Source organism: Ruegeria lacuscaerulensis (assembly GCF_013031245.1).
GTDB lineage: Bacteria > Pseudomonadota > Alphaproteobacteria > Rhodobacterales > Rhodobacteraceae > Ruegeria > Ruegeria lacuscaerulensis_C.
Genome location: NZ_WPZL01000019.1, coordinates 19,039 through 38,197, shown reverse-complemented (window position 1 = coordinate 38,197; position 19,159 = coordinate 19,039). Strand labels below are relative to the sequence as shown.

20 protein-coding genes are annotated in these 19,159 nt (G+C 57.9%); 11 read left to right on the top strand and 9 right to left on the bottom strand.

The features are described from left to right. Positions 1 to 51 precede the first annotated feature (51 nt). The 7 genes from GOX66_RS18195 (at position 52) to GOX66_RS18165 (ending at position 7,032) form a co-directional block, all read left to right on the top strand. Positions 52 to 348, top strand: a complete 297-nt coding sequence (locus GOX66_RS18195; protein ID WP_419555568.1) for a pyocin activator PrtN family protein — start codon at positions 52 to 54, stop codon at positions 346 to 348. Between the two features lie 56 nt (positions 349 to 404). Continuing rightward, the gene (locus GOX66_RS18190; protein WP_170764252.1) at positions 405 to 1,016 is read left to right on the top strand and encodes a molybdopterin cofactor-binding domain-containing protein; all 612 of its coding nucleotides are present in this window, start codon (positions 405 to 407) and stop codon (positions 1,014 to 1,016) included. Further along, on the top strand, positions 973 to 2,292 hold the full coding sequence (locus GOX66_RS18185; protein ID WP_170764250.1) for a glutamine synthetase family protein: 1,320 nt from the start codon (positions 973 to 975) through the stop codon (positions 2,290 to 2,292). Before GOX66_RS18190 ends, GOX66_RS18185 begins: the two co-directional genes overlap by 44 nt. A gap of 60 nt (positions 2,293 to 2,352) precedes the next feature. Next, positions 2,353 to 3,033: a type 1 glutamine amidotransferase gene (locus GOX66_RS18180; RefSeq protein WP_170764248.1), complete on the top strand. Its 681-nt coding sequence runs from the start codon at positions 2,353 to 2,355 to the stop codon at positions 3,031 to 3,033. Beyond that, the gene (locus tag GOX66_RS18175; protein WP_170764246.1) at positions 3,033 to 4,391 is read left to right on the top strand and encodes a glutamine synthetase family protein; all 1,359 of its coding nucleotides are present in this window, start codon (positions 3,033 to 3,035) and stop codon (positions 4,389 to 4,391) included. Before GOX66_RS18180 ends, GOX66_RS18175 begins: the two co-directional genes overlap by 1 nt. A gap of 8 nt (positions 4,392 to 4,399) precedes the next feature. Then, entirely contained in the window at positions 4,400 to 5,704 is a 1,305-nt protein-coding gene (locus GOX66_RS18170; RefSeq protein ID WP_170764244.1) for an NAD(P)/FAD-dependent oxidoreductase, read from the top strand. Between the two features lie 113 nt (positions 5,705 to 5,817). Next, the gene (locus GOX66_RS18165) at positions 5,818 to 7,032 is read left to right on the top strand and encodes a DegT/DnrJ/EryC1/StrS family aminotransferase (protein WP_170764242.1); all 1,215 of its coding nucleotides are present in this window, start codon (positions 5,818 to 5,820) and stop codon (positions 7,030 to 7,032) included. A 3-nt stretch (positions 7,033 to 7,035) separates the two neighbouring features. On the opposite strand, the gene GOX66_RS18160 is transcribed toward GOX66_RS18165, so the two are convergent. The 4 genes from GOX66_RS18160 to GOX66_RS18145 all read right to left on the bottom strand — a co-directional run bounded on the left by GOX66_RS18160 (position 7,036) and on the right by GOX66_RS18145 (position 10,875). Beyond that, positions 7,036 to 7,800 carry a trypsin-like serine peptidase gene (locus GOX66_RS18160; protein ID WP_237212667.1) on the bottom strand — a complete coding sequence of 255 codons (765 nt, stop codon included), beginning with the start codon at positions 7,798 to 7,800 and terminating at the stop codon, positions 7,036 to 7,038. 8 nt (positions 7,801 to 7,808) lie between these two features. Then, positions 7,809 to 8,360, bottom strand: coding sequence for a polyhydroxyalkanoate synthesis repressor PhaR (gene phaR / locus GOX66_RS18155; protein WP_170764240.1), 552 nt, complete (start codon positions 8,358 to 8,360; stop codon positions 7,809 to 7,811). 135 nt (positions 8,361 to 8,495) lie between these two features. Next, entirely contained in the window at positions 8,496 to 8,942 is a 447-nt protein-coding gene (locus GOX66_RS18150; RefSeq protein WP_170764238.1) for a phasin family protein, read from the bottom strand. Between the two features lie 130 nt (positions 8,943 to 9,072). Continuing rightward, entirely contained in the window at positions 9,073 to 10,875 is a 1,803-nt protein-coding gene (locus GOX66_RS18145) for a PHA/PHB synthase family protein (RefSeq protein WP_170764236.1), read from the bottom strand. A 112-nt stretch (positions 10,876 to 10,987) separates the two neighbouring features. On the opposite strand from GOX66_RS18145, the gene phaZ reads away from it, so the two are divergent. Then, a complete protein-coding gene (phaZ, locus tag GOX66_RS18140) occupies positions 10,988 to 12,259 on the top strand; it encodes a polyhydroxyalkanoate depolymerase (protein WP_170764234.1) in 1,272 nt (423 codons plus the stop codon). A 17-nt stretch (positions 12,260 to 12,276) separates the two neighbouring features. Then, positions 12,277 to 12,849 (top strand): DUF6151 family protein, encoded by a 573-nt coding sequence (locus GOX66_RS18135; protein WP_237212666.1) that lies wholly within the window; start codon positions 12,277 to 12,279, stop codon positions 12,847 to 12,849. Here GOX66_RS18135 and GOX66_RS18130 read toward each other — a convergent pair. The 5 genes from GOX66_RS18130 to GOX66_RS18110 all read right to left on the bottom strand — a co-directional run bounded on the left by GOX66_RS18130 (position 12,840) and on the right by GOX66_RS18110 (position 16,442). Continuing rightward, the gene (locus GOX66_RS18130) at positions 12,840 to 13,556 is read right to left on the bottom strand and encodes an alpha/beta fold hydrolase (protein WP_170764229.1); all 717 of its coding nucleotides are present in this window, start codon (positions 13,554 to 13,556) and stop codon (positions 12,840 to 12,842) included. The two genes, GOX66_RS18135 and GOX66_RS18130, sit on opposite strands and share 10 nt — an antisense overlap. Positions 13,557 to 13,640: 84 nt before the next feature. Next, a complete protein-coding gene (locus GOX66_RS18125; protein WP_170764334.1) occupies positions 13,641 to 14,255 on the bottom strand; it encodes a hypothetical protein in 615 nt (204 codons plus the stop codon). 17 nt (positions 14,256 to 14,272) lie between these two features. Next, positions 14,273 to 14,701: a VOC family protein gene (locus GOX66_RS18120; protein ID WP_170764332.1), complete on the bottom strand. Its 429-nt coding sequence runs from the start codon at positions 14,699 to 14,701 to the stop codon at positions 14,273 to 14,275. Beyond that, complete coding sequence (locus GOX66_RS18115) at positions 14,701 to 15,693, bottom strand: alpha/beta hydrolase (protein WP_170764227.1); 993 nt, start codon at positions 15,691 to 15,693, stop codon at positions 14,701 to 14,703. The genes GOX66_RS18120 and GOX66_RS18115 overlap by 1 nt, the downstream gene beginning before the upstream one ends. Beyond that, positions 15,693 to 16,442, bottom strand: a complete 750-nt coding sequence (locus GOX66_RS18110; protein ID WP_170764226.1) for an alpha/beta hydrolase — start codon at positions 16,440 to 16,442, stop codon at positions 15,693 to 15,695. The genes GOX66_RS18115 and GOX66_RS18110 overlap by 1 nt, the downstream gene beginning before the upstream one ends. Positions 16,443 to 16,636: 194 nt before the next feature. On the opposite strand from GOX66_RS18110, the gene thrS reads away from it, so the two are divergent. Together thrS and GOX66_RS18100 are read left to right on the top strand one after the other, a co-directional pair. Further along, on the top strand, positions 16,637 to 18,595 hold the full coding sequence (gene thrS, locus GOX66_RS18105) for a threonine--tRNA ligase (protein ID WP_170764224.1): 1,959 nt from the start codon (positions 16,637 to 16,639) through the stop codon (positions 18,593 to 18,595). Positions 18,596 to 18,816: 221 nt separating this feature from the next. Then, on the top strand, positions 18,817 to 19,119 hold the full coding sequence (locus GOX66_RS18100; protein ID WP_170764222.1) for a BufA1 family periplasmic bufferin-type metallophore: 303 nt from the start codon (positions 18,817 to 18,819) through the stop codon (positions 19,117 to 19,119). Positions 19,120 to 19,159: the final 40 nt, after the last annotated feature.

The window sequence follows — 19,159 nt, the reverse complement described above, 5'->3', positions numbered from 1 at the left end:
GTCGAGTTAGTGCAAAATTGGACCGACAGCAATAGGCAGGAATAAGCCGGAATAGTACCCCATGGACACGAGATTTCTACTGCTCGCACGTTACGACGGACTGCACTTTGTCCACTTGACCGGGTTCGCGATGACTTTTTTCTACACTTGTCGCTCGCCAAGTTTCCAAGAAAAGTTAACAGCCAACAATTTGCGTTACCGGTAGTGCGCACTGAGTTGAGACAAAAAAGTCATAAGGGGGTACATTTGGAATACTTGGCAAAATTCCTTGACGACAAGCGCGGTAAGGCGCAGTGGAATGTTCCTAACGAAACCCAAACCGATCAACAGGAGCAGAGTGTAGCTTAATCTACGCAAAAAACTGTCCAAACATTGGGGAGCAGCTCAGCGCGGCAGGTCGATCAATGGGTATCGCGATTCGCAAGTCATTTGGTTCATATGCGGCTGAAGTCGTCGAAGGTTCAGGCGATCCGGAAAACGGCACCAAGATTGAAAAGGTCACCCGTGCCGTGGATTGCGGCATCGCCGTGAACCCCGATATTGTACGCGCCCAGATGGAAGGCGGCATTGGATACGGCGTTGGACACGAGATGCGCGACCAGATCACATTGGCTAGCGGTGCCGTGGATCAGTTCAATTTCCCGGTTTATGAGCCGCTTCGGAATGGTGACTTCACCGAGATTGACGTTCATTTCGTGCAGTCCGCCGAAGCGCCCACCGGTGTCGGTGAGCCGGGCGCGCCGCCGTCCTTCCCCGCTCTGACGAATGCGATCAATGCGCTATCCGGATTCCTTGTGGCCGAGCTATCTATGGCGGAAAACGGAGTCAGCTTCGTATTACGACCCAGCCTGCGCCGGCTTTTCCGGCGCAGGCATCTTGTTTTTTATCCCACCACGTATAATTTGATCAAATTTCGTGACAAGAGGCGCTGTCTCGATTACATCTCTGAAAACGAGAGTGAAGGAGACCCCAATGGACCTGAGCGCCCTGCACAGTTTTCGTGTCGCCGCCTGTGACCTCAATGGCCAGATGCGCGGCAAACGTGTGCCTCCCTCTTATGCCGACAAGCTGAGCAAAGGCACGGTGCGGATGCCGTTCTCTGCGCTGAACGTGGATCTTTGGGGCGCGGATATAGATGGCAGCCCGCTGGTTTTCGAGACCGGTGACGCCGATGGAATGCTCTTGCCGACAGATCGCGGGCCAGTGCCTGTGCCGTGGTTGCAAACGGATACGGCGCTGGTCCCGATGTGCCTGCATGACGATGAAGGCGCTCCGTTTGCCGGTGACCCTCGGCATGCCCTCGCGACCGTGCTGGAACGGTACGCTCAGCGCGGCTGGTCTGTCATCGCAGCCACTGAGCTGGAGTTCACCCTGCTCGACGCATCGGGTTCGCAACCGAAGCCTCCGATCAACCCGGTCACGGGACGGAGGCTGAGTGACGAGGCGGTCTTGTCCATGGCCGAGATGGACGCCTTCGACGCCTTTTTCACAGACCTTTATGACGGTTGCACGGCGATGGGCATTCCTGCCCAAACCGCTATTTCCGAAAGCGGTGTCGGTCAGTTCGAGATCAACCTGAACCATCAGGGCGCCTTGCGCTGTGCAGACGATACATGGCTTTTCAAGGCGTTGGTGCGCGGACTTGCACGAAAACACGGATTTACGGCCAGTTTCATGGCCAAGCCTTACGCGGAAGACGCGGGCAACGGGATGCACGTGCATTTCTCGGTTGTGGATCAACAGGGCCGGAATGTGTTCGACAATGGCGGCCCCGAAGGCACCGATCTGCTGCGTTGGGCTGTGGCCGGATGCCTTGCAGCCATGCCAGGCTGTACGTTGGTATTTGCACCACATGGTAATTCTTACACCCGCCTCGTTCCGGGCGCGCACGCCCCGACAGGAGCAAGCTGGGCTTATGAGAACCGCACAGCAGCCGTGCGCATCCCCGGAGGCGCGCCTGCCGCACGGCGGATCGAACATCGTGTCGCGGGCGGGGATATCAATCCCTATCTGATGCTGGCCGCCGTATTGGGTGCTGCACTGAACGGGATCGAAGACGAGGTCGAACCACCCGCCCCGATCTCGGGCAACGCATATGAGATCGACGGGCTGCCGCAGTTGGCGGGTGGCTGGGCCGCGGCCATTTCAGCGTTCGAAACCGATCCGCTCGTAGCGCGCATCTTCCCCGCCGATCTGATCCGCTATTTCGCCATGACAAAGCGGCAGGAAATCCGGCGCTTTGCAGAACGGCCACCCGATGACCATTGGCTCAGCTATCTCGAAGCTGTTTGAGTCTCCCTTGCCCGCCTAGTTGCAGTCCGCTACTATAAATTTGATCAAATTTGGTGACCCATGAAAATCGGCATCCTCCTGACCGGCCACCCTCCTGACGAATTGCATGACCAATTCGGGGAATACGACGCGATGTTTCGCACGCTTCTGGATGGCAACGGCTTTGAATACGAAACCTTCGCTGTCGTGGACAATCAGTTCCCGGTAGACGACAAACAAGCTGACGGCTGGATCATCACCGGCTCGCGCCATGGAGCATATGAGGATCATCCGTGGATACCCCCGCTCGAAGACCTGATCCGTGCCATTCAGAAAAGCGGCAGACCCTTGATCGGCGTGTGCTTTGGTCACCAGATTATTGCGCAAGCCCTTGGCGGCAAGGTGGAAAAATTCAAAGACGGTTGGTCCGTCGGCCGTACCGACTACGACTTTGCCGGTCAGACCGTGACGCTGAATGCCTGGCATCAGGATCAGGTGGTTGAACTGCCTGAAGGTGCGTGCGTGACGGGAACCAACGCGTTTTGCCGCAATGCCATGGTGACCTATGGCGACAATATCTGGACGGTTCAGGCGCATCCGGAATACGGCGATGCCTTCATTCAGGGCCTGATGGAAACGCGCGGCAAGGGCTTGGTCCCCGACACGCTGTTGAAGGCAGCCGCCAATCGCTTGCCCAGCCCCGATGACAATCCGAAAATCGGGCGGCACATGGCAGAATTTCTGAAGAAAGTGAGGGCCTGATGGCCGACTGGAAAGATCAGCTGCCTCAGGCAGCACGAACCTATATCGACGGACATCGACTGGATGAGGTCGAATGTGTCATCTCGGACCTGCCCGGTATCGCCCGAGGCAAGGCTGTGCCTGCAACCAAGTTCGCGCGGCAATCCTATTTTCACCTGCCCGACAGCATCTTTTATCAAACCATCACTGGCGATTGGGGCGAGGCCGCAGGCGAAGACGGGTTCATCGAGCGGGACATGATCCTGAAGCCCGATTTCTCGACCGCTTCTGCCGCGCCCTGGACTGGCGACTGGACGCTGCAGGTGATTCATGACGCCTATGACCGGGACGGAGAACCGATCCCGTTCAGCCCGCGCAACGTGCTGAAACGCGTGGTGCAGATGTACCACGACAAGGGCTGGGACCCGATAGTTGCGCCCGAGATGGAGTTTTTCCTGGTTGCTCCGAACGTCGACCCGGCACACGGGATCAAACCTATGATGGGCCGTTCGGGCCGCCCAGCAGCGGCGCGTCAGGCTTATTCGATGACAGCAGTGGATGAGTTCGGCCCCGTGATCGACGACATCTATGATTTCGCCGAACATCAGGGGTTCGAGATCGACGGCATAACGCAGGAAGGCGGCGCGGGTCAGTTGGAAATCAACCTGCGCCATGGTGACCCGGTCAAGCTGGCGGATGAGGTGTTCTACTTCAAGCGCCTGATCCGAGAGGCCGCGCTTCGGCACAATTGCTTTGCCACTTTCATGGCCAAGCCGATCGAGGACGAGCCGGGTTCGGCAATGCATATACACCACTCGATCATCGACTTGGAAACGGGCCAGAACATCTTTTCCGGTCCTCAGGGCGGCGAGACGGACGCGTTCTACAACTTCATTGCGGGCCTGCAGAACCACCTGCCCGCCGGGTTGGCCGTGATGGCGCCTTACGTGAACTCTTATCGCCGCTACGTGAAAGACCACGCCGCGCCGATCAATCTGGAATGGGCGCGGGACAACCGCACCACCGGCATTCGCGTACCGCTGTCCGGTCCTGAAGCGCGCCGCGTAGAGAACCGTATCGCCGGGATGGACTGCAATCCGTATCTGGGCATCGCGTTGTCACTGGCCTGCGGCTATCTGGGCCTGACTCAGCAGGAACGCCCCCGCCGCCAGTTCTACGGTGACGCATATGAAGGCGAGGGCGATATTCCGCAGGTCATGGGCAACGCGCTGGACCTGTTTGACGAGGCCACCGCCCTGCACGAGGTTCTGGGTCCCGAATTCGCCCGCGTCTTTGGCATAGTCAAACGCGCCGAATACGAAGAGTTCCTGCAGGTCATCTCTCCGTGGGAGCGTGAGCATCTGTTGATGAACGTCTGAGGCCTGCCATGAATCTGCTGTATTCCAACGACCGCAAGGCCGAGCATCCGGCCAGCTGGTACGCCGCGACGGCCAACCCGATAGACCGCTTTCCCGCGCTGACTGGGGACGCAAAGGCCGATGTCTGTATTGTCGGCGGGGGCTATACCGGCCTGTCCGCTGCGCTGCATCTGGCCGAGGCCGGGTTCGACGTCGTGCTGCTAGAGGCGCATCGCGTGGGGTTCGGCGCCTCGGGGCGCAATGGAGGGCAACTGGGCAGCGCTCAGCGCATGGACCAGGAAGATCTAGAACGGCTTGTCGGCGACGAAGACGCCGCCAAGCTTTGGGATCTGGCCGAGGACGCAAAGGATCTGGTCAAATCCCTGATCGCAAAGCACCAGATCGACTGTGACCTGAAACCCGGCATAGCAACGTTGGGTCTTTCTGTTGGCGAGCAAAAGGAACTGCACGAGCACGCAGGTCACTTGTCGGACCGATATGGGTATGACCAGATCGAACTGTTGGACGCAGACGCCGGGCACGCGCTCTGCCCGTCGCCCACCTACAAGGGCGGCTATCTGGACATGAGTGCCGCGCATCTGCACCCGTTGAACTACGCATTGGGACTGGCACAGGCGGCGGTCAAAGCAGGCGTGCGCATCTTTGAAGGTACCGAGGTTTTGGGCGTCGAAGAAGCAAGTCCCGCTGTGGTTCGGACTGCGCGGGGACGTATCAGCGCCGATCACGTCATTCTGGCCTGTAACGGTTATCTCGGTGACCTTAACCGCAAGGTGGCGGCCAGGGTCATGCCGATCAACAACTTCATCGCCGCGACAGAGCCGTTGGGGGCCGAGGCCACACAAGTCCTGACCCAAGACGTGGCCGTCGCCGACACAAAATTTGTGGTGAATTATTTCCGGCTGAGCGCCGATGGCCGCCTGCTGTTTGGTGGAGGTGAAAGCTATGGCTATCGCTTTCCCAGTGACATCGCTGCGAAAGTCCGTAAGCCCATGACCGAAATCTTCCCCCATCTTCGGGACGTACAGATCGACTACGCCTGGGGCGGTACTCTGGCCATCACCATGCGCCGGATGCCCTTTCTGGCGCGTGTTGCGCCCAATATCCTGTCGGCCTCGGGCTATTCGGGTCACGGGGTCGGCACTGCCACCCACGCCGGGCAACTGATGGCGTTGGCAATTCAGGGACAAGCCGAGGGGTTTGACACCATGGCACGCGTGCCCGCCCTGCCCTTTCCCGGCGGCCCCACTTTGCGCAGCCCCCTTCTGGTGCTGGCAATGACGTGGTTTGCGCTGAGGGATCGCCTCGGGCTCTAACCCCTAAGAACTGCGACCGATTGGTGAAATTTCGCCCATACGGCGAATGAGGGGTTGGAACGTCCCATGTTTAGCTTTATCTTTCCCAAAGATAGAATTTGGGAAAATCAAATATGACGCTTCCACCAAACGTTCATGACGCCGAACCCATCCCCGCGGCGGCACGCGAGGCCATTGACGCCCTGATGCGGTCCGGCGACCTGTTCCGCTATACGGCGCCGCAGGATGCACCTGTTTCTCTGCTTGAGTCCGAATTTGCGGCGTTGCTGGGCAGTAAATATGCGCTGGCCGTATCGTCCTGCTCGGCCGCACTGTTCCTGTCGCTCAAGGCGCTAGGCCTGCCTCGGGATGCGCGGGTTCTGATCCCCGGATTTACTTTTGCCGCCGTGCCCTCGTCGGTCGTGCATGCGGATTGCATCCCGGTTCTGTGCGAAGTTGGTGAGAATTATCGCATCGACATGGCCGATTTCACCGCCAAGCTGGACAGCGTGCAGGCGGTGATCATCAGCCACATGCGCGGCCATACCTCGGACATGGACGCGATCATGGCGCTGTGCGACGCGCGCGACATTCCAGTGATCGAGGACGCGGCCCATTCACTGGGTACCACCTGGCATGGGCGCAATATCGGTACAATCGGCAAGGTAGGCTGCTTCTCGTTTCAGTCCTATAAGATGATCAACGCGGGTGAAGGTGGCATCCTGGTCACCGACGACGCCGACCTGGTGGCCCGCACGGTGATCATGTCCGGCGCTTATGAGCATAACTGGAAAAAGCACAAAGGCCCGCACGGCGACAACTCTCCCGAGCTGGAACAGGCCTTTGCCCGCTGGCAGAACCAGTTGCCGCTCTACAATCTGCGGATGAGCAACCTCAGCGCTGCCGTGATCCGCCCGCAAATTCCGGAACTGGCCCGCAGGGTCCGCGACGGCCTGTCGAACCACGACTATGTTGCTGAACGGCTGAACACCTCTCCATTCATCAGCGTCCCAGCCCCGCTGACGCCCGAACACCGTGCGCCGGATTCGATCCAGTTCAATCTCGTCGGATTGGATGAGTCCGAAATCCGCTCTTTCGCCGCCGCCTCCGAAGCGCGTGGCGTCAAGGTTCAGGTCTTCGGTCTGAGCGAGGACAACGCGCGCGCCTTCTGGAACTGGCAATTTCTGCCCGAAAAGTTTGAGCTGCCGCAAACGCGAGACATGCTGATGAAAGCCTGCGACGTGCGTCTGCCCGTTCGGCTGACAAAAGAAGAACTGGATGTGATTGCCGACATCTTGCTGGCATCAGTCGGTGAAGTGACCGGCCCGATTCCAGTTTATGGCACCTAAGGTTTAGTCCTGACCAATGTCCAACCTATCAGCGGATAAAAACAGTGCTGCGATCCCCTCGGGGGTTGCAGCCACGCGCGAGAGGATCGCGGCAACCCGAGGGCCGGTTGGGGTTTGAACCAACAAGGGCGCGCCGGAATCCCCCATCATGACCGGGCAGATCGCAATCAGGACTCCCCCTTCAAGATGGCGCGGTTCACAGGTATCGGTTCGGCTCAGAACATGGGGGCGAAGACCGGGATACCCGGTAACAAAGTGTGACGTCGAACTGGATTCGGCCAAGGGCAAAAATCCAAGTTCCCGACCGAGGGGTTCGCGCAGCTCCAGCACGGCCCAATCCAGATCGACCCGATTGTCAAAACCTCCGTCCGCGCCCTGTTCGGGAGGCAACCGATACCCATTGACGGCCGAGACCGCGGCAGCAGCCCCCCGTTGGTACCCTGCGGCAAAGATGATGCTGGACGCGGGAATCCATCGTTGACGCGCCGCGTTGTACAAACAGTGTGCGGCGGTCAGAACCAGCCGCTCGGACACCAAAACGCCGGTACAATGGGATCGCTGGTCTCTGCTGGCGAAATTGATCCGCCCGATAGCGCGCCATGGGGGATTTGCCGCATCCAGAATCTCGCGCCCGCGAATGTCATCGCATCCGGCGTTCGTTTGGGTTCCCAGCGTGCAAATCGGTGACCAGGTTTCGGAAAACACACCCTGAGACAGCGCAGGCTGCGTCCAAAGCAACATGACACTCAGGGCGAGCCAACGCATCATTGATGGCTTTAGTTCAATTTGGAGAGCTTCTGCTGCAACTCGGCCAGTTGCTTTTTGATGTCGTCCAGATCCTCTTTGGATTCAGGCTTTTCCTCATCCTCATCGGAGCCTGACCATCCACCGGACAACCCGCCTGTCATAGCTTTCAGGAACGCTTTTTGCTGGGCCTGCATCGCCTCGAATCCCGGCATCTGAGACATCGGGTTCATCGCGTTCATGTTTTCCATCATCTTGCTCTGGCTTTCGCGCAGCATCTCGAACGAGCTTTGCAGGAATTGGGGCATCATACCGCCGCCAGGAATCATATAGCTTCGCACCAGATCGTTCAGCACGTTCACCGGCAGTACATTTTCGCCGCGGCTTTCATGTTCGGCGATGATTTGCAGCAGATATTGCCGGGTCAGATCGTCACCGGTTTTCAGGTCGATAATCTGCACTTCGCGCCCGTCGCGGATAAAGGCCGCGATATCTTCAAGCGTGACATAGTCGCTGGTCTCGGTGTTATACAGCCGGCGGCTTGCATAGCGTTTGATCAACAGCGGTTTTTCTTGTTCTGACACCGTTTGCCCTCCCCAAGGATGATGCGTTGCAGCAGAGATTATGCGAGTGCAGAACAAAAAGAAAGGGCAGGTCAAAAGACCCGCCCTACGCGATTGCACCATTAGGGAGGAAATGGTGCTCTTCGCGGCCTTCACTTACTTGGCAGCTGTTGCTTTCTTGGCAGCAGCAGTCACGTCGTTGGTGGCTTTCTTGACTGCAGTCGAAGCGTCTTCAGCAGCTTCTTTGCCAGCAGCCATCAGCAGCTCAACGGTCTCGGTCTGCAGTTTTTTCGCGATTTCGGCGAAAGCAGCCATGTTTTCGGCAGCAACTTCAGCCGAAGCGCTTGCGAACTCGGTGGCGGCTTTTGCGTAGTCAGCAGGCTCGGCTTTTGCTTTCGAAATCTCGTTCAGTTTGGCCAGAGTGTCTTTGGTCCATTTGTTCGAAACTTCAGCCGACTTCTCTGCTGCTTCCAGAGCGACGCCCGTCAGCTTTTCGTTCAGAGTTGCGGTCGATTTGAAGGCACCTTCCAGAGCGGTGGTGTCTACGGGGAACGCACCCATCAGTTCTTTCAGGGTCGCGGTAAAGTCTTGAGTCTTTGCCATTGTCCTAATCCTTTTTGCCGAACCGGGCCCACCCCGGCTTTCATCAGCTTGAGGGCAATATGAATGCTGCATCGCAGCAATTCAAGTATTTTTTGCTGCGATGCAGAAATTTTTAGTTTTCAGAATGAAATCAGCCGTTTGGCCTTGCGATCACATAGGTTCCTGGGGCCGGTGCCAGCGACGGGTGATCCGAATCGCCCACATCCCGGGCGGGTACTTGCTTGCCCGAACGTTTCTTTAGCCATGCATCCCACAGGGGCCACCATGACCCTTCGTGAAAGTCCGCATCTTTCAGCCAGGTGTCGGCGTCCCCTTTCAGATCAGGGTTGGTATAGTGACCGTATTTCTTCTTGCTGGGCGGATTTATGATCCCTGCAATATGGCCGGATTCAGAGACAACAAACGTCTTGGACCGCGACCCCATCTTCTGGACCCCGCGATAACAGTCTTTCCACGCAGCGATGTGATCCGTCTCGCAGGTGATGGCCATCAGAGGCACATCCACGTCTTCAATTTTCAGAGTACGCCCCAGGATTTCATACCCGTCCGTGGCGAATTCGTTACGTTGGCAAAGACCGCGCAGATACTGAATAGACATCTTGCCTGGCAGGTTGGTCCCATCGCCATTCCAATACAGCAGATCGAATGCGGGGGGCGTTTCACCCATCATGTAACTGCGCACTGCAGGTCCATAGATCAGGTCACGCGACCGCAAGAAGGACATAGTGCGTGAGATGATCCACGACCGAAGCAAACCTTCTTTGGTCACTTCTTCTTCGATCCCATCGATGAAGTCGTTTTGCAGGAATGGAGTAAACTCCCCCTGTTCCGCAAAGTCGGTCAGCGTCGTGAAGAAGGTGGCGGATTTGATTGATTTGTCGCCGCGTTGTTTCAGCAGCGCCAAGGTCAAGCCGAGCGTGGTTCCCGCGATGCAATACCCGACGGCGTTGACCTGCTTAACCTTGCAGATCTTCTTGACCTCTTCGACCGCAGTCAGGAAGCCCTCCTGAATATAATCGTCCATACTGACATCGGCATAAGTCTCATCCGGGTTGACCCAACTGATGACAAACAGAGTATAGCCCTGCTCAGTCACCCATTTGATCAGGCTGTTCTGCGCTTTGAGGTCGAGGATGTAGAACTTGTTAATCCACGGGGGGAACAGCACGATCGGGGTTTCATAGACTGTCTCGGTTGCGGCCTTGTACTGGATGATCTCCATCATCCGGTTGCGGTAAACCACATCGCCCGGTGAGGTCGCGATGTTGCCGCCGACGTCAAAGGCTTTGTCATCGGCTAGCTTGACCACCAGTTCGCCGTCATTCGCCTCAAGATCGGAAACCAGGTTCTCCAACCCCTGAATCAGCGACTGACCCTCGGTCTCGACCGCTTTTTCCAGCGCGTCCGGGTTGGTGGCCAGAAAATTCGTCGGCGCCATCATGTCGATGATCTGTTGCGAAAAGTACCTAAGGCGCTGCTTGTCCTTCTGATCCAGGTCTTCGACCGAGGCGACCGCCTGAGCGATGGCTTCGGCGTTGGTCTGATACTGTTGCCGCACGAGCCGGAAATAGGGGTTGTTTTCCCACAGGGGATTGGAAAATCGCCGGTCGACGGGACGGGAAGGCTCATCCTCGACTTCACTTTTGGTCAGCGCCTTTTGCGCCTCGGCAAAGTTCAGTACCGACTTGCCCCAGTATTCTATCTGCTGTTCCAGAAGTTTGGCGGGATTCTGCCAAGCTTCTGCCCAGTAGGCAGTTGCTGCTTTTGCAAAAAGCTCTTGATTCGGACCGTCCAAAGCCGGGGTATGCGACTTTTTCGTCGCCATTATTTCAACAAGGCGCTTCGAGAGCTTTTCGACCTTCTCCATATTTTCTTTTATTTTTTCAATGCTTTCCTGAGTCATCTCCGGAGCCTGATCTTCACTTGTTGTCATTTTAACAATTCCCCCCTAACCTTTCTGCTATGCAGAATAACGTCGTGGGTGTCGGGGGGCAAAGCGACGAATGGTCCGAACTCTCAGGCTGACACTCAGGAGGCCCCACTTCATGCGCTATATGCTCACCTACGACCTCATGGAAACGATGCGCAACACGAACCAATGGATGGGCGCAACAGCCAGTTCGATCGCATCCTACCCGGTTTTTTCTATGGTTCCAAACCCTGCGTTCAGCATGATGGCAGCCTGGGGCGAGGTGACGGAACGCACGTTCCAGCGGATGATTGTCAAACCGGATTGGGGCATCCGCACCTTTACCTGCGAGGACGGGAAAGATCATCTGGTTGACGTCACAACGGTTGTAGAACGCCCCTTTGGCGATCTGGTCCATTTCCGGGTGAACGGCCGCGAGGAACAGTCGCGCAAAGTGCTGCTGGTCGCGCCGATGTCGGGGCACTATGCAACGCTTCTGCGCTCGACGGTGAAAAGCCTGCTGGTCAACTGCGAAGTTTATATAACCGACTGGCATAATGCGCGCGATATCCCTGTTTCCGAAGGAAAATTCGATGTTGAGGATTATACCCTCTACCTTGTCGATTTTATGAAGGAACTGGGACCGGATACGCATGTTGTAGCCGTTTGCCAGCCTGCGCCGCTGACGCTGGCCGCCACCGCCTATCTGGCCGAGCTCGAACCCAAAGCGCAGCCCAGCACGCTCACCCTGATCGGCGGGCCGGTTGATCCGGACGCCACCCCCACCGACGTGACCGATTTCGGCCGTCGCGTGACGATGGGGCAGCTGGAAGAAACCATGATTCAGCGCGTTGGTTTTAAATACAAAGGCGTCGGGCGGATGGTTTACCCCGGCCTGCTGCAACTGTCGTCATTCATGTCGATGAACGCGGACCGCCACTCCAAGGCGTTTTCCGACCAGATTCAGCGCGTGATGCGGGGTGAGGCCTCGGATCACGATGCGCATAACCGCTTCTATGACGAATACCTGGCGGTTATGGATATGACTGCTGAGTTCTACCTGTCGACGGTCGAGCGTGTGTTCAAAAATCGCGAGATCGCCCGGAACGAATTCGTAGTCGCCGGCCACAAAGTGGATATCGGCAAAATAACCAATGTCGCGGTCAAATCAGTCGAAGGTTCCAATGACGATATCTCGGCGCCTGGCCAATGTATCGCGGCGCTGGACCTGTGCACTGGACTGCCAGACAGCAAGAAGGCCAGCCATGTTGAACCGGGCGCGGGTCACTATGGTATTTTCGCGGGTCGCAGCTGGCGCGACAACATCCGTCCGCTGGTGATCGACTTCATGAACGCAAACGCGCGTAAACCGCAACATCGCGCTGCCAACAGCAACAAAGTGGCCTGACGCGCATGGGCAGGAGGATGGCAAAGGAAACGCCTTTCTCCTGTAGCTGCGGTGCTTTACACGGACACATTACGGCTGCCGGGATACAATCCGGCACCCATGTCGTTTGTTTTTGTCACGATTGTCGCGCGGCCCAGCTTTATTTTGGGCAACCCGATCCGCTTCCCGGTCCTGTCGATATTCTGCAAATGTCCCCGGAAGAGATCCAAATCGATGATGGCGCAGAGCATCTCGCACTTATGCAACTCAGCCCCAAAGGGATGTTGCGATGGTATGCCGATTGTTGCAAGGCGCCCCTTGCGACAACGTCGCGCACACCAAAGTTTCCATTCGCGGGATTTATCGTAAAGCGGATATCGGACCCCTCCGGGCTTGGTCCGATCACCACGCAGGGCTTTGTTCCGCAGCCGGGCGGAAAACAATCCCACGAGAAACTTCGATATGCGGCAGCCGGATTGGCGACGCGCCTCGTAAAGTCGTGGGTGTCCGGCAGTTGGAAAAACACTCCCTTCTTCGACCCCGAAACCCAAAAGCCCGTGGCAACGGCGACAATCCTCAGCAAATCGGAACGGGCGGCGCTTTACGTGTAAGCCGCTCGTGCGGGAATATTCAGCCAATTCTCCAGCGCGTCTGTCACGATCTGCGGTGTCTCAAGGGTTGGCAGATGCCCGGCCTCATCCACAACCCGCAGCTCGGCTTCCGGGATCAGATCAGCCATGAAGGAATGCTTCCTGACCGGCGTCAGCGTGTCATGCGCCCCGCACAGGATGAGGGTCGGTACTTTGATGCGGCGCAATTCCCCTTGCTGATCAGGTCGCCGCTGCAACGCGCGTATTTGGCGCTCAAACACTTCCGGTCCCAGTTCCAATGCCATGGCGATGACGTCGTTCAAAATCGGAATGCGTTTTGGCCCCGGCGCCAACAAGTCAGACCCGATTATCCTGCGCATGACGTCCTCAAGACGCCCCGCTTTCGCACCGACCAGCAGCTCTTCTCGGGCCGCGGCAAGCTGCGGTGTATCGGCCTGTGCGTCCGTTGACATCAGACACAGGCGCGACACCCGGTCTGGTGCACGGCGAATGACCTCAAGCGCCACTACACCGCCCATGCTCAACCCACCCAGTGCAAACCGATGGGGCAATTGGTCCAACAGGTTTGACGCAATTTCTTCGATACGTTCCCCAAGCGTGATCGGGGCAACCATTACCGCACGACCCCGCGACAGGCTGACGATCTGGGGCTCAAAAACCCGGGCATCACACATCAGTCCGGGCAGCAGAACCAGCGGCTCGATCACACGGGACCTCCTCACAACCGGCCTTTCAGGCCGTTTTCTATTCCTGCAGGATGAGAGGTTTTTCGGGTACGGGCAAGCTAAAGTTCAGGGATAATTGATGCCCCGAAAGGCCGGAAAATCCGCGTACCGTTTGCGGCGGGTTTTCCGATCTTCCTCGGGTTCGGCCCCTGGTCGCAACAAACAGCCGCGCGGTTCAATATAGCTGTCGATCCGGCGGTGGGGTCTGGGCCTCCAGACAACGTTTAAGGCACAGAGCTTGGGGAAGAACCAGATTTCTGAATAGTCCAGATGGTCGTGCATCCACCACGCCAGATCACGCCAGTCCCGCCCCTCTTCATACCGGTCGGCAAACCATGGAATGACAACCGACGCTCCGGCGATCCGTTCCTCTCCGTCTCCCCGATCCCAGATATGGCATTCCAGAGGGTTATCGTTGCGGGCGCAGTTCAGGCGGCTTTCATTCCCGAACCTGTTGAGGGAGGGCGAACGATACCCTGACCGAACCGCCACGCGCCCGAAGGTTTCTTCCAGCGGGTCCAGCAGGGTCTGGCAAAATGCCCGCCCCGTTTCGATTGCAAGGTCGGGATTGTCGGGGATATTCCGTTTCTCATGAAAATTCCCGATTTCCGAATACAGGAAATCGCGCATGAAGAAATGCCGGGACAGGCGCACGCGGCCAAGCGTTTCAAGGCTCCACATGCTGCCCGGCTTGCGCATCAGCCGTGCCCGTTCCAGCGAAACGAGCCATCCGGTCCAAGCGCCGAGAACGGGTTGAAGGCGACTTCCCAGATCGTGCCTTCAGGGGCGCGGAAATAGCCATGATGCCCGCCCCAGAACACGTCAGAGGCCGGTTTCAAAATCTCTGCCCCGGCTTCGTTGGCCTTGCTCAAAACGTGCGTAACCTCATCCTTGGACCGGCAATTATGGCTGAGAGTCAGCGCCCCGCGCCCCAATGAGCCAACATCGACACCAATCTCTTCGGCAAGTGCCGACAACGCATAAAGGCCCAAGGTCTGACCGATCAGATCAAAGGCGATCACGCCGTCCGGGCTGTCTACCCGTTTCCAGCCCATGGCCTCATGGAACCCAGCCGCGGCCTCGGGGTCATCTACCCCAACCGTAATCAAGCTGACGCGTTGTTCCATCATTCGATCCCCTGCTCTTGCAACCATGCCAGAATACCCGCAACCGTGGCGTCCGTCTGCCCGGGCGACATCAATCGGCCCGCGATCACGTGGGAGGCCGGGTCGTCCCCAGGCCCCATCGTAACCAGTTCGGCTGTCGCGGGGCCTCCCCAAACTTCAGCAACCTTGTGAGTGAGGTCGGGCCGCACCACCTGATCGTCATCCGAGAACCAGAACAGCGCCGGAACCTGCGCGCCCGAGAAATCCAGCGCATAGACAGTCTCGACCAGTACGGTCATCGGCACGACGGCCTCCCACGGATAGACCGCCGACCAGTACTTGTTCTTTTCCGGATCTGGGCTGGAAACATCCCGCTCCCTCCCCATTACCAGCGGCAACCAATCGCGGGCCCATGGGAGGCCGGGGATCCACGCACCTGGACTGTTCACGCCGAAATTGGGAGAAATGAACACAATTCCCGCAATATTCTGGCTCAGATCTTCGTCCAGCGTGGCTGCAGCGGCCAGTGTCCCGCCGGTCGACGTCGAGATGACCACAACTTTGTCGCCGACGGCGCGCGCCGCCGCCAGCCCTTCGGCCATGTCCTGCATCCAGCCCGAGGCCGTTCCTTCGGCCATCGCGTTTCCATCCCGGCCATGACCCTGCAACCGTGTATAGACCAGATTGGCACCCAGCGCGTCGGCCACCATATCGGGAACCGGGCGGATTTCCTCGGACGAGGCGGAAAAGCCGTGCACGTAGAGGACCGAAAACGGTGTCCGCTGTTCCTTGAACCCGTCCTGCCAGATCACCCGCTTTTCAACGCCCGGTACAATGTCGTCAAAAGCGGATTCAGTGCTTTCAAAATAGACCTGAACCCCTTCGCCGAATTTACGGGGATCGAAACGAGGATGCAGGTTTACCTCTTCACGTGGTCCAAACCAGTAGATCAGGCCACCAACGACAACCAGCACCAGCAGCAGGCGCCCGAGAACCCAGCCAAAGCGTTGCATCAGCTTTGGCCCATCACTTCAAGGACCGCATTTTCGATCAGGCCAAGGCACGGGCCGTCCGAAAAACGATGATCCGCGTCTTTGACCAGCAACAGGCGCATATTCGGCCCGGAGGCGTGTTCCAGCAAGCGAACGGCCGTTTCAGTAGAGACCGCAGTATCCGCCGTGCCTTGCAGGAACCGAACCGGAAATGGCAGCGCGAGCGTATCCCGCAGAACCAGCTGCTGCCGCCCATCTTCGATCATTCGCTTGGTGATGATGTACGGCTCCATGTAATCCGAGGGCAATTCCACGTGGCCCACGGAATCCAGCGCAGCTTTCTGTTCGTCACTGAATGACACCCAATACCCATCCTCTGTGAAATCCGGCGCTGCTGCGATGGTAACCATGCCCGCGATCCGATCTGGCAACGCCTTGGCCAGCAGCAGCGCCTGCCACCCGCCCATGGACGAACCGACAACGATCAGCGGCCCTTTGGTCAGGTCGGAAACCGCAGCCACGGTGTCCTGATGCCAATCACCGATACAGCCCTCTTCGAACGTGCCCGAGCTTTCGCCATGCCCGGAATAATCGAACCGTAGAAACGCCTGCCCTCGGGCTTGCGCCCAGGCTTCAAGATGCACGGCTTTGGTACCTTCCATATCCGACTTCAGCCCGCCCAGAAAAACGATCGTCGGGCCGGTGCCTTCGCTTTTGTGATACGCCAGCCGCCGCCCCTGCGGTGTTTCCAGAAAATCCGTCGCTGCCATGAAACCCTCTTTCTCTTTGCGTGACATCATGCACGGCAGCCCGATGGTCGCAATTCCTGAATTCCACCGTCCTGCAGTGTCAGCCCCGCACCGTTCGACACTTGACAGGTAATGCTGCACCTGCCACATGAGCCGGACACACATAACCCGCAACCGGGCGTTCAGTGGGCGCCAAACCGACGAGGAGAGCCGATATGGCCCTGGATGCAAAATCCGTCTCACTCACCTTTCCCGATGGCAATGCACGATCATTTGACGCAGGCGTCACGCCCGCGCAGGTGGCTGCCGATATCTCTACTTCGCTGGCAAAAAAGGCCATCTCGGCCACGGTGAACGGTCAGCACTGGGACCTGCAATGGCCCATTGAGGCGGATGCGGACATCGCCATCCACACCATGAAGGATGAGGTTCAGGCCAATGAACTGATCCGCCACGATCTGGCGCATATCATGGCGCGCGCGGTGCAGGAAATCTGGCCCGATACCAAGGTCACCATCGGCCCCGTCATTGAAAACGGCTGGTACTATGACTTCGACCGGGCCGAACCGTTCACGCCCGAAGATCTCGGCCTGATCGAGAAAAAGATGAAGGAAATCATCAACAAACGCGACCCCGTGACCACCGAGGTCTGGGACCGTCAGCGCGCGATTGATTTCTATACCGCCAATGACGAACCTTATAAGGTCGAACTGATCGAAGCCATTCCCGGCGACGAACCGCTGCGCATGTACTGGCACGGCGACTGGCAGGACTTATGTCGCGGCCCACACCTGCAACACACCGGTCAGGTGCCCGGTGACGCTTTCAAGCTGATGTCCATCGCGGGCGCCTATTGGCGCGGCGACAGCAGCCGCGCGATGCTGCAGCGTATCTACGGCGTGGCTTTTACCGGCAAGGAAAAGCTGAAGGCGCACCTGCATATGCTGGAAGAGGCCGCCAAGCGCGACCACCGCAAGCTGGGCAAGGAAATGGACCTGTTCCACATGCAGGAAGAGGCTCCGGGCCAGATCTTCTGGCATCCAAACGGTTGGACCATCTACACCCAGCTTCAGGACTATATGCGGCGCGCTCAGCATCGTGGCGGTTATGTCGAAGTGAACACACCGCAGGTCGTGGACCGAAAGCTGTGGGAAAAGTCCGGTCACTGGGACAAATACCAGGAGCACATGTTCATTGTCGAAGTGGACGAGGAACACGCGCGCGAAAAATCGGTCAACGCGCTCAAGCCGATGAACTGCCCGTGCCACGTGGAAATTTTCAAGCAGGGTTTGAAGTCCTATCGCGACCTGCCGCTGCGCATGGCCGAATTCGGTTCGTGCGCGCGTTATGAACCTTCGGGCGCTTTGCATGGCATTATGCGCGTGCGCGGTTTCGCGCAGGACGACGCGCATATCTTCTCGACCGAGGATCAGATCGGTGACGAATGCGCGCGGTTCATTGGGTTCCTGACCGAAGTCTACAAAGATCTCGGATTCGAAAGCTTCAAGGTCAAGTTCTCGGATCGCCCCGAACAACGCGCAGGATCGGATGAGGTTTGGGACAAGGCCGAAGAGGCCCTGCTGACGGCAACTCGCGCGGCGGGTGTCGAGCCCGAACTGAATCCGGGTGAAGGCGCGTTCTACGGGCCAAAGTTGGAATTCGTACTGACCGACGCCATCGGACGTGACTGGCAATGCGGCACATTCCAGGTGGACTTTGTTCTGCCCGAGCGGTTGGACGCGACCTATATTGGCGCAGATGGTGCAAAGCACCGCCCCGTTATGCTGCACCGCGCCTGTCTGGGATCGTTCGAACGCTTCATCGGCATTCTGATCGAAGAACACGCAGGCAAGCTGCCCTTCTGGCTGGCTCCGCGTCAGGTCGTTGTCGCTTCGATCACCTCCGAGGCGGATGATTACGTCATGGAAGTTGTTGAAACACTGAAGGCTGCAGGCGTCCGCGCCGAGGCTGACATCCGCAACGAGAAGATCAACTACAAGGTCCGTGAGCACTCGGTCGGCAAAGTGCCGGTCATTCTGGCCGTCGGTCACCGCGAAGTTGACGAGCGCGCCGTCAGCGTTCGGCGGCTGGGTGAAAAACAGACGCAGGTTCAATCGCTTGTGGCTGTAACAAATGAGCTGGGCAAGGCTGCTACCCCGCCTGACATGCTGTAACAATTGGCGCTAAATCGCCAAAAATCCGGCCCCCGATATGGGGCCGGATTGAAACAATTAGCATTTTTCATTTCAAAAACAGCTTGTTAATCTTCAAGAGGGCATTACGCTCTTTGACGCCCTTGTGAGACACGGGCTCGTGAATTCAACTGTGGCTCACTAGTCGTTACCTTTGTCATTGTCACAAGCAGACATACGCAGTCATCAAAAGGATTACCGAGATGTCGAACACCGCAAAGTCCCTGGTTATCGCAAGCGCCGTTGCAGCAGCAGTGTCGGGCATGGCCACCACCGCAAGCGCACAAGCCAAAGAAAAGTGCTATGGCGTATCGCTGGCAGGTCAGAACGATTGCGCCGCAGGTCCCGGCACAACTTGCGCGGGCACCTCGACCGTTGATTATCAGGGCAATGCCTGGACTCTGGTTGATGCCGGCACCTGTGCCGATATTGAACTTCCCAAATCCGCCGACGGTACACCGCGCCACGGTTCGCTGGAGCCGTTGGAACGTGACCTGCCGGCGTAAGCCTGAGCTTTCGAATGTCGAAGGGGCGGGCAATAACGCT

Excerpts from the sequence above, each read along its gene's own strand:
- GOX66_RS18150 (WP_170764238.1), bottom strand. The coding sequence starts at position 8,942 with ATGGCAAAGACTCAAGACTTTACCGCGACCCTGAAAGAACTGATGGGT.
- GOX66_RS18160 (WP_237212667.1), bottom strand. The coding sequence starts at position 7,800 with ATGATGCGTTGGCTCGCCCTGAGTGTCATGTTGCTTTGGACGCAGCCT.
- thrS (WP_170764224.1), top strand. The coding sequence starts at position 16,637 with ATGGCCCTGGATGCAAAATCCGTCTCACTCACCTTTCCCGATGGCAAT.
- GOX66_RS18185 (WP_170764250.1), top strand. The coding sequence starts at position 973 with ATGGACCTGAGCGCCCTGCACAGTTTTCGTGTCGCCGCCTGTGACCTC.
- phaZ (WP_170764234.1), top strand. The coding sequence starts at position 10,988 with ATGCGCTATATGCTCACCTACGACCTCATGGAAACGATGCGCAACACG.
- GOX66_RS18165 (WP_170764242.1), top strand. The coding sequence starts at position 5,818 with ATGACGCTTCCACCAAACGTTCATGACGCCGAACCCATCCCCGCGGCG.
- GOX66_RS18135 (WP_237212666.1), top strand. The coding sequence starts at position 12,277 with ATGGCAAAGGAAACGCCTTTCTCCTGTAGCTGCGGTGCTTTACACGGA.
- GOX66_RS18190 (WP_170764252.1), top strand. The coding sequence starts at position 405 with ATGGGTATCGCGATTCGCAAGTCATTTGGTTCATATGCGGCTGAAGTC.
- GOX66_RS18100 (WP_170764222.1), top strand. The coding sequence starts at position 18,817 with ATGTCGAACACCGCAAAGTCCCTGGTTATCGCAAGCGCCGTTGCAGCA.
- GOX66_RS18180 (WP_170764248.1), top strand. The coding sequence starts at position 2,353 with ATGAAAATCGGCATCCTCCTGACCGGCCACCCTCCTGACGAATTGCAT.
- GOX66_RS18115 (WP_170764227.1), bottom strand. The coding sequence starts at position 15,693 with ATGCAACGCTTTGGCTGGGTTCTCGGGCGCCTGCTGCTGGTGCTGGTT.
- GOX66_RS18170 (WP_170764244.1), top strand. The coding sequence starts at position 4,400 with ATGAATCTGCTGTATTCCAACGACCGCAAGGCCGAGCATCCGGCCAGC.
- GOX66_RS18125 (WP_170764334.1), bottom strand. The coding sequence starts at position 14,255 with ATGTGGAGCCTTGAAACGCTTGGCCGCGTGCGCCTGTCCCGGCATTTC.
- GOX66_RS18145 (WP_170764236.1), bottom strand. The coding sequence starts at position 10,875 with ATGACAACAAGTGAAGATCAGGCTCCGGAGATGACTCAGGAAAGCATT.
- GOX66_RS18175 (WP_170764246.1), top strand. The coding sequence starts at position 3,033 with ATGGCCGACTGGAAAGATCAGCTGCCTCAGGCAGCACGAACCTATATC.
- GOX66_RS18120 (WP_170764332.1), bottom strand. The coding sequence starts at position 14,701 with ATGGAACAACGCGTCAGCTTGATTACGGTTGGGGTAGATGACCCCGAG.
- GOX66_RS18110 (WP_170764226.1), bottom strand. The coding sequence starts at position 16,442 with ATGGCAGCGACGGATTTTCTGGAAACACCGCAGGGGCGGCGGCTGGCG.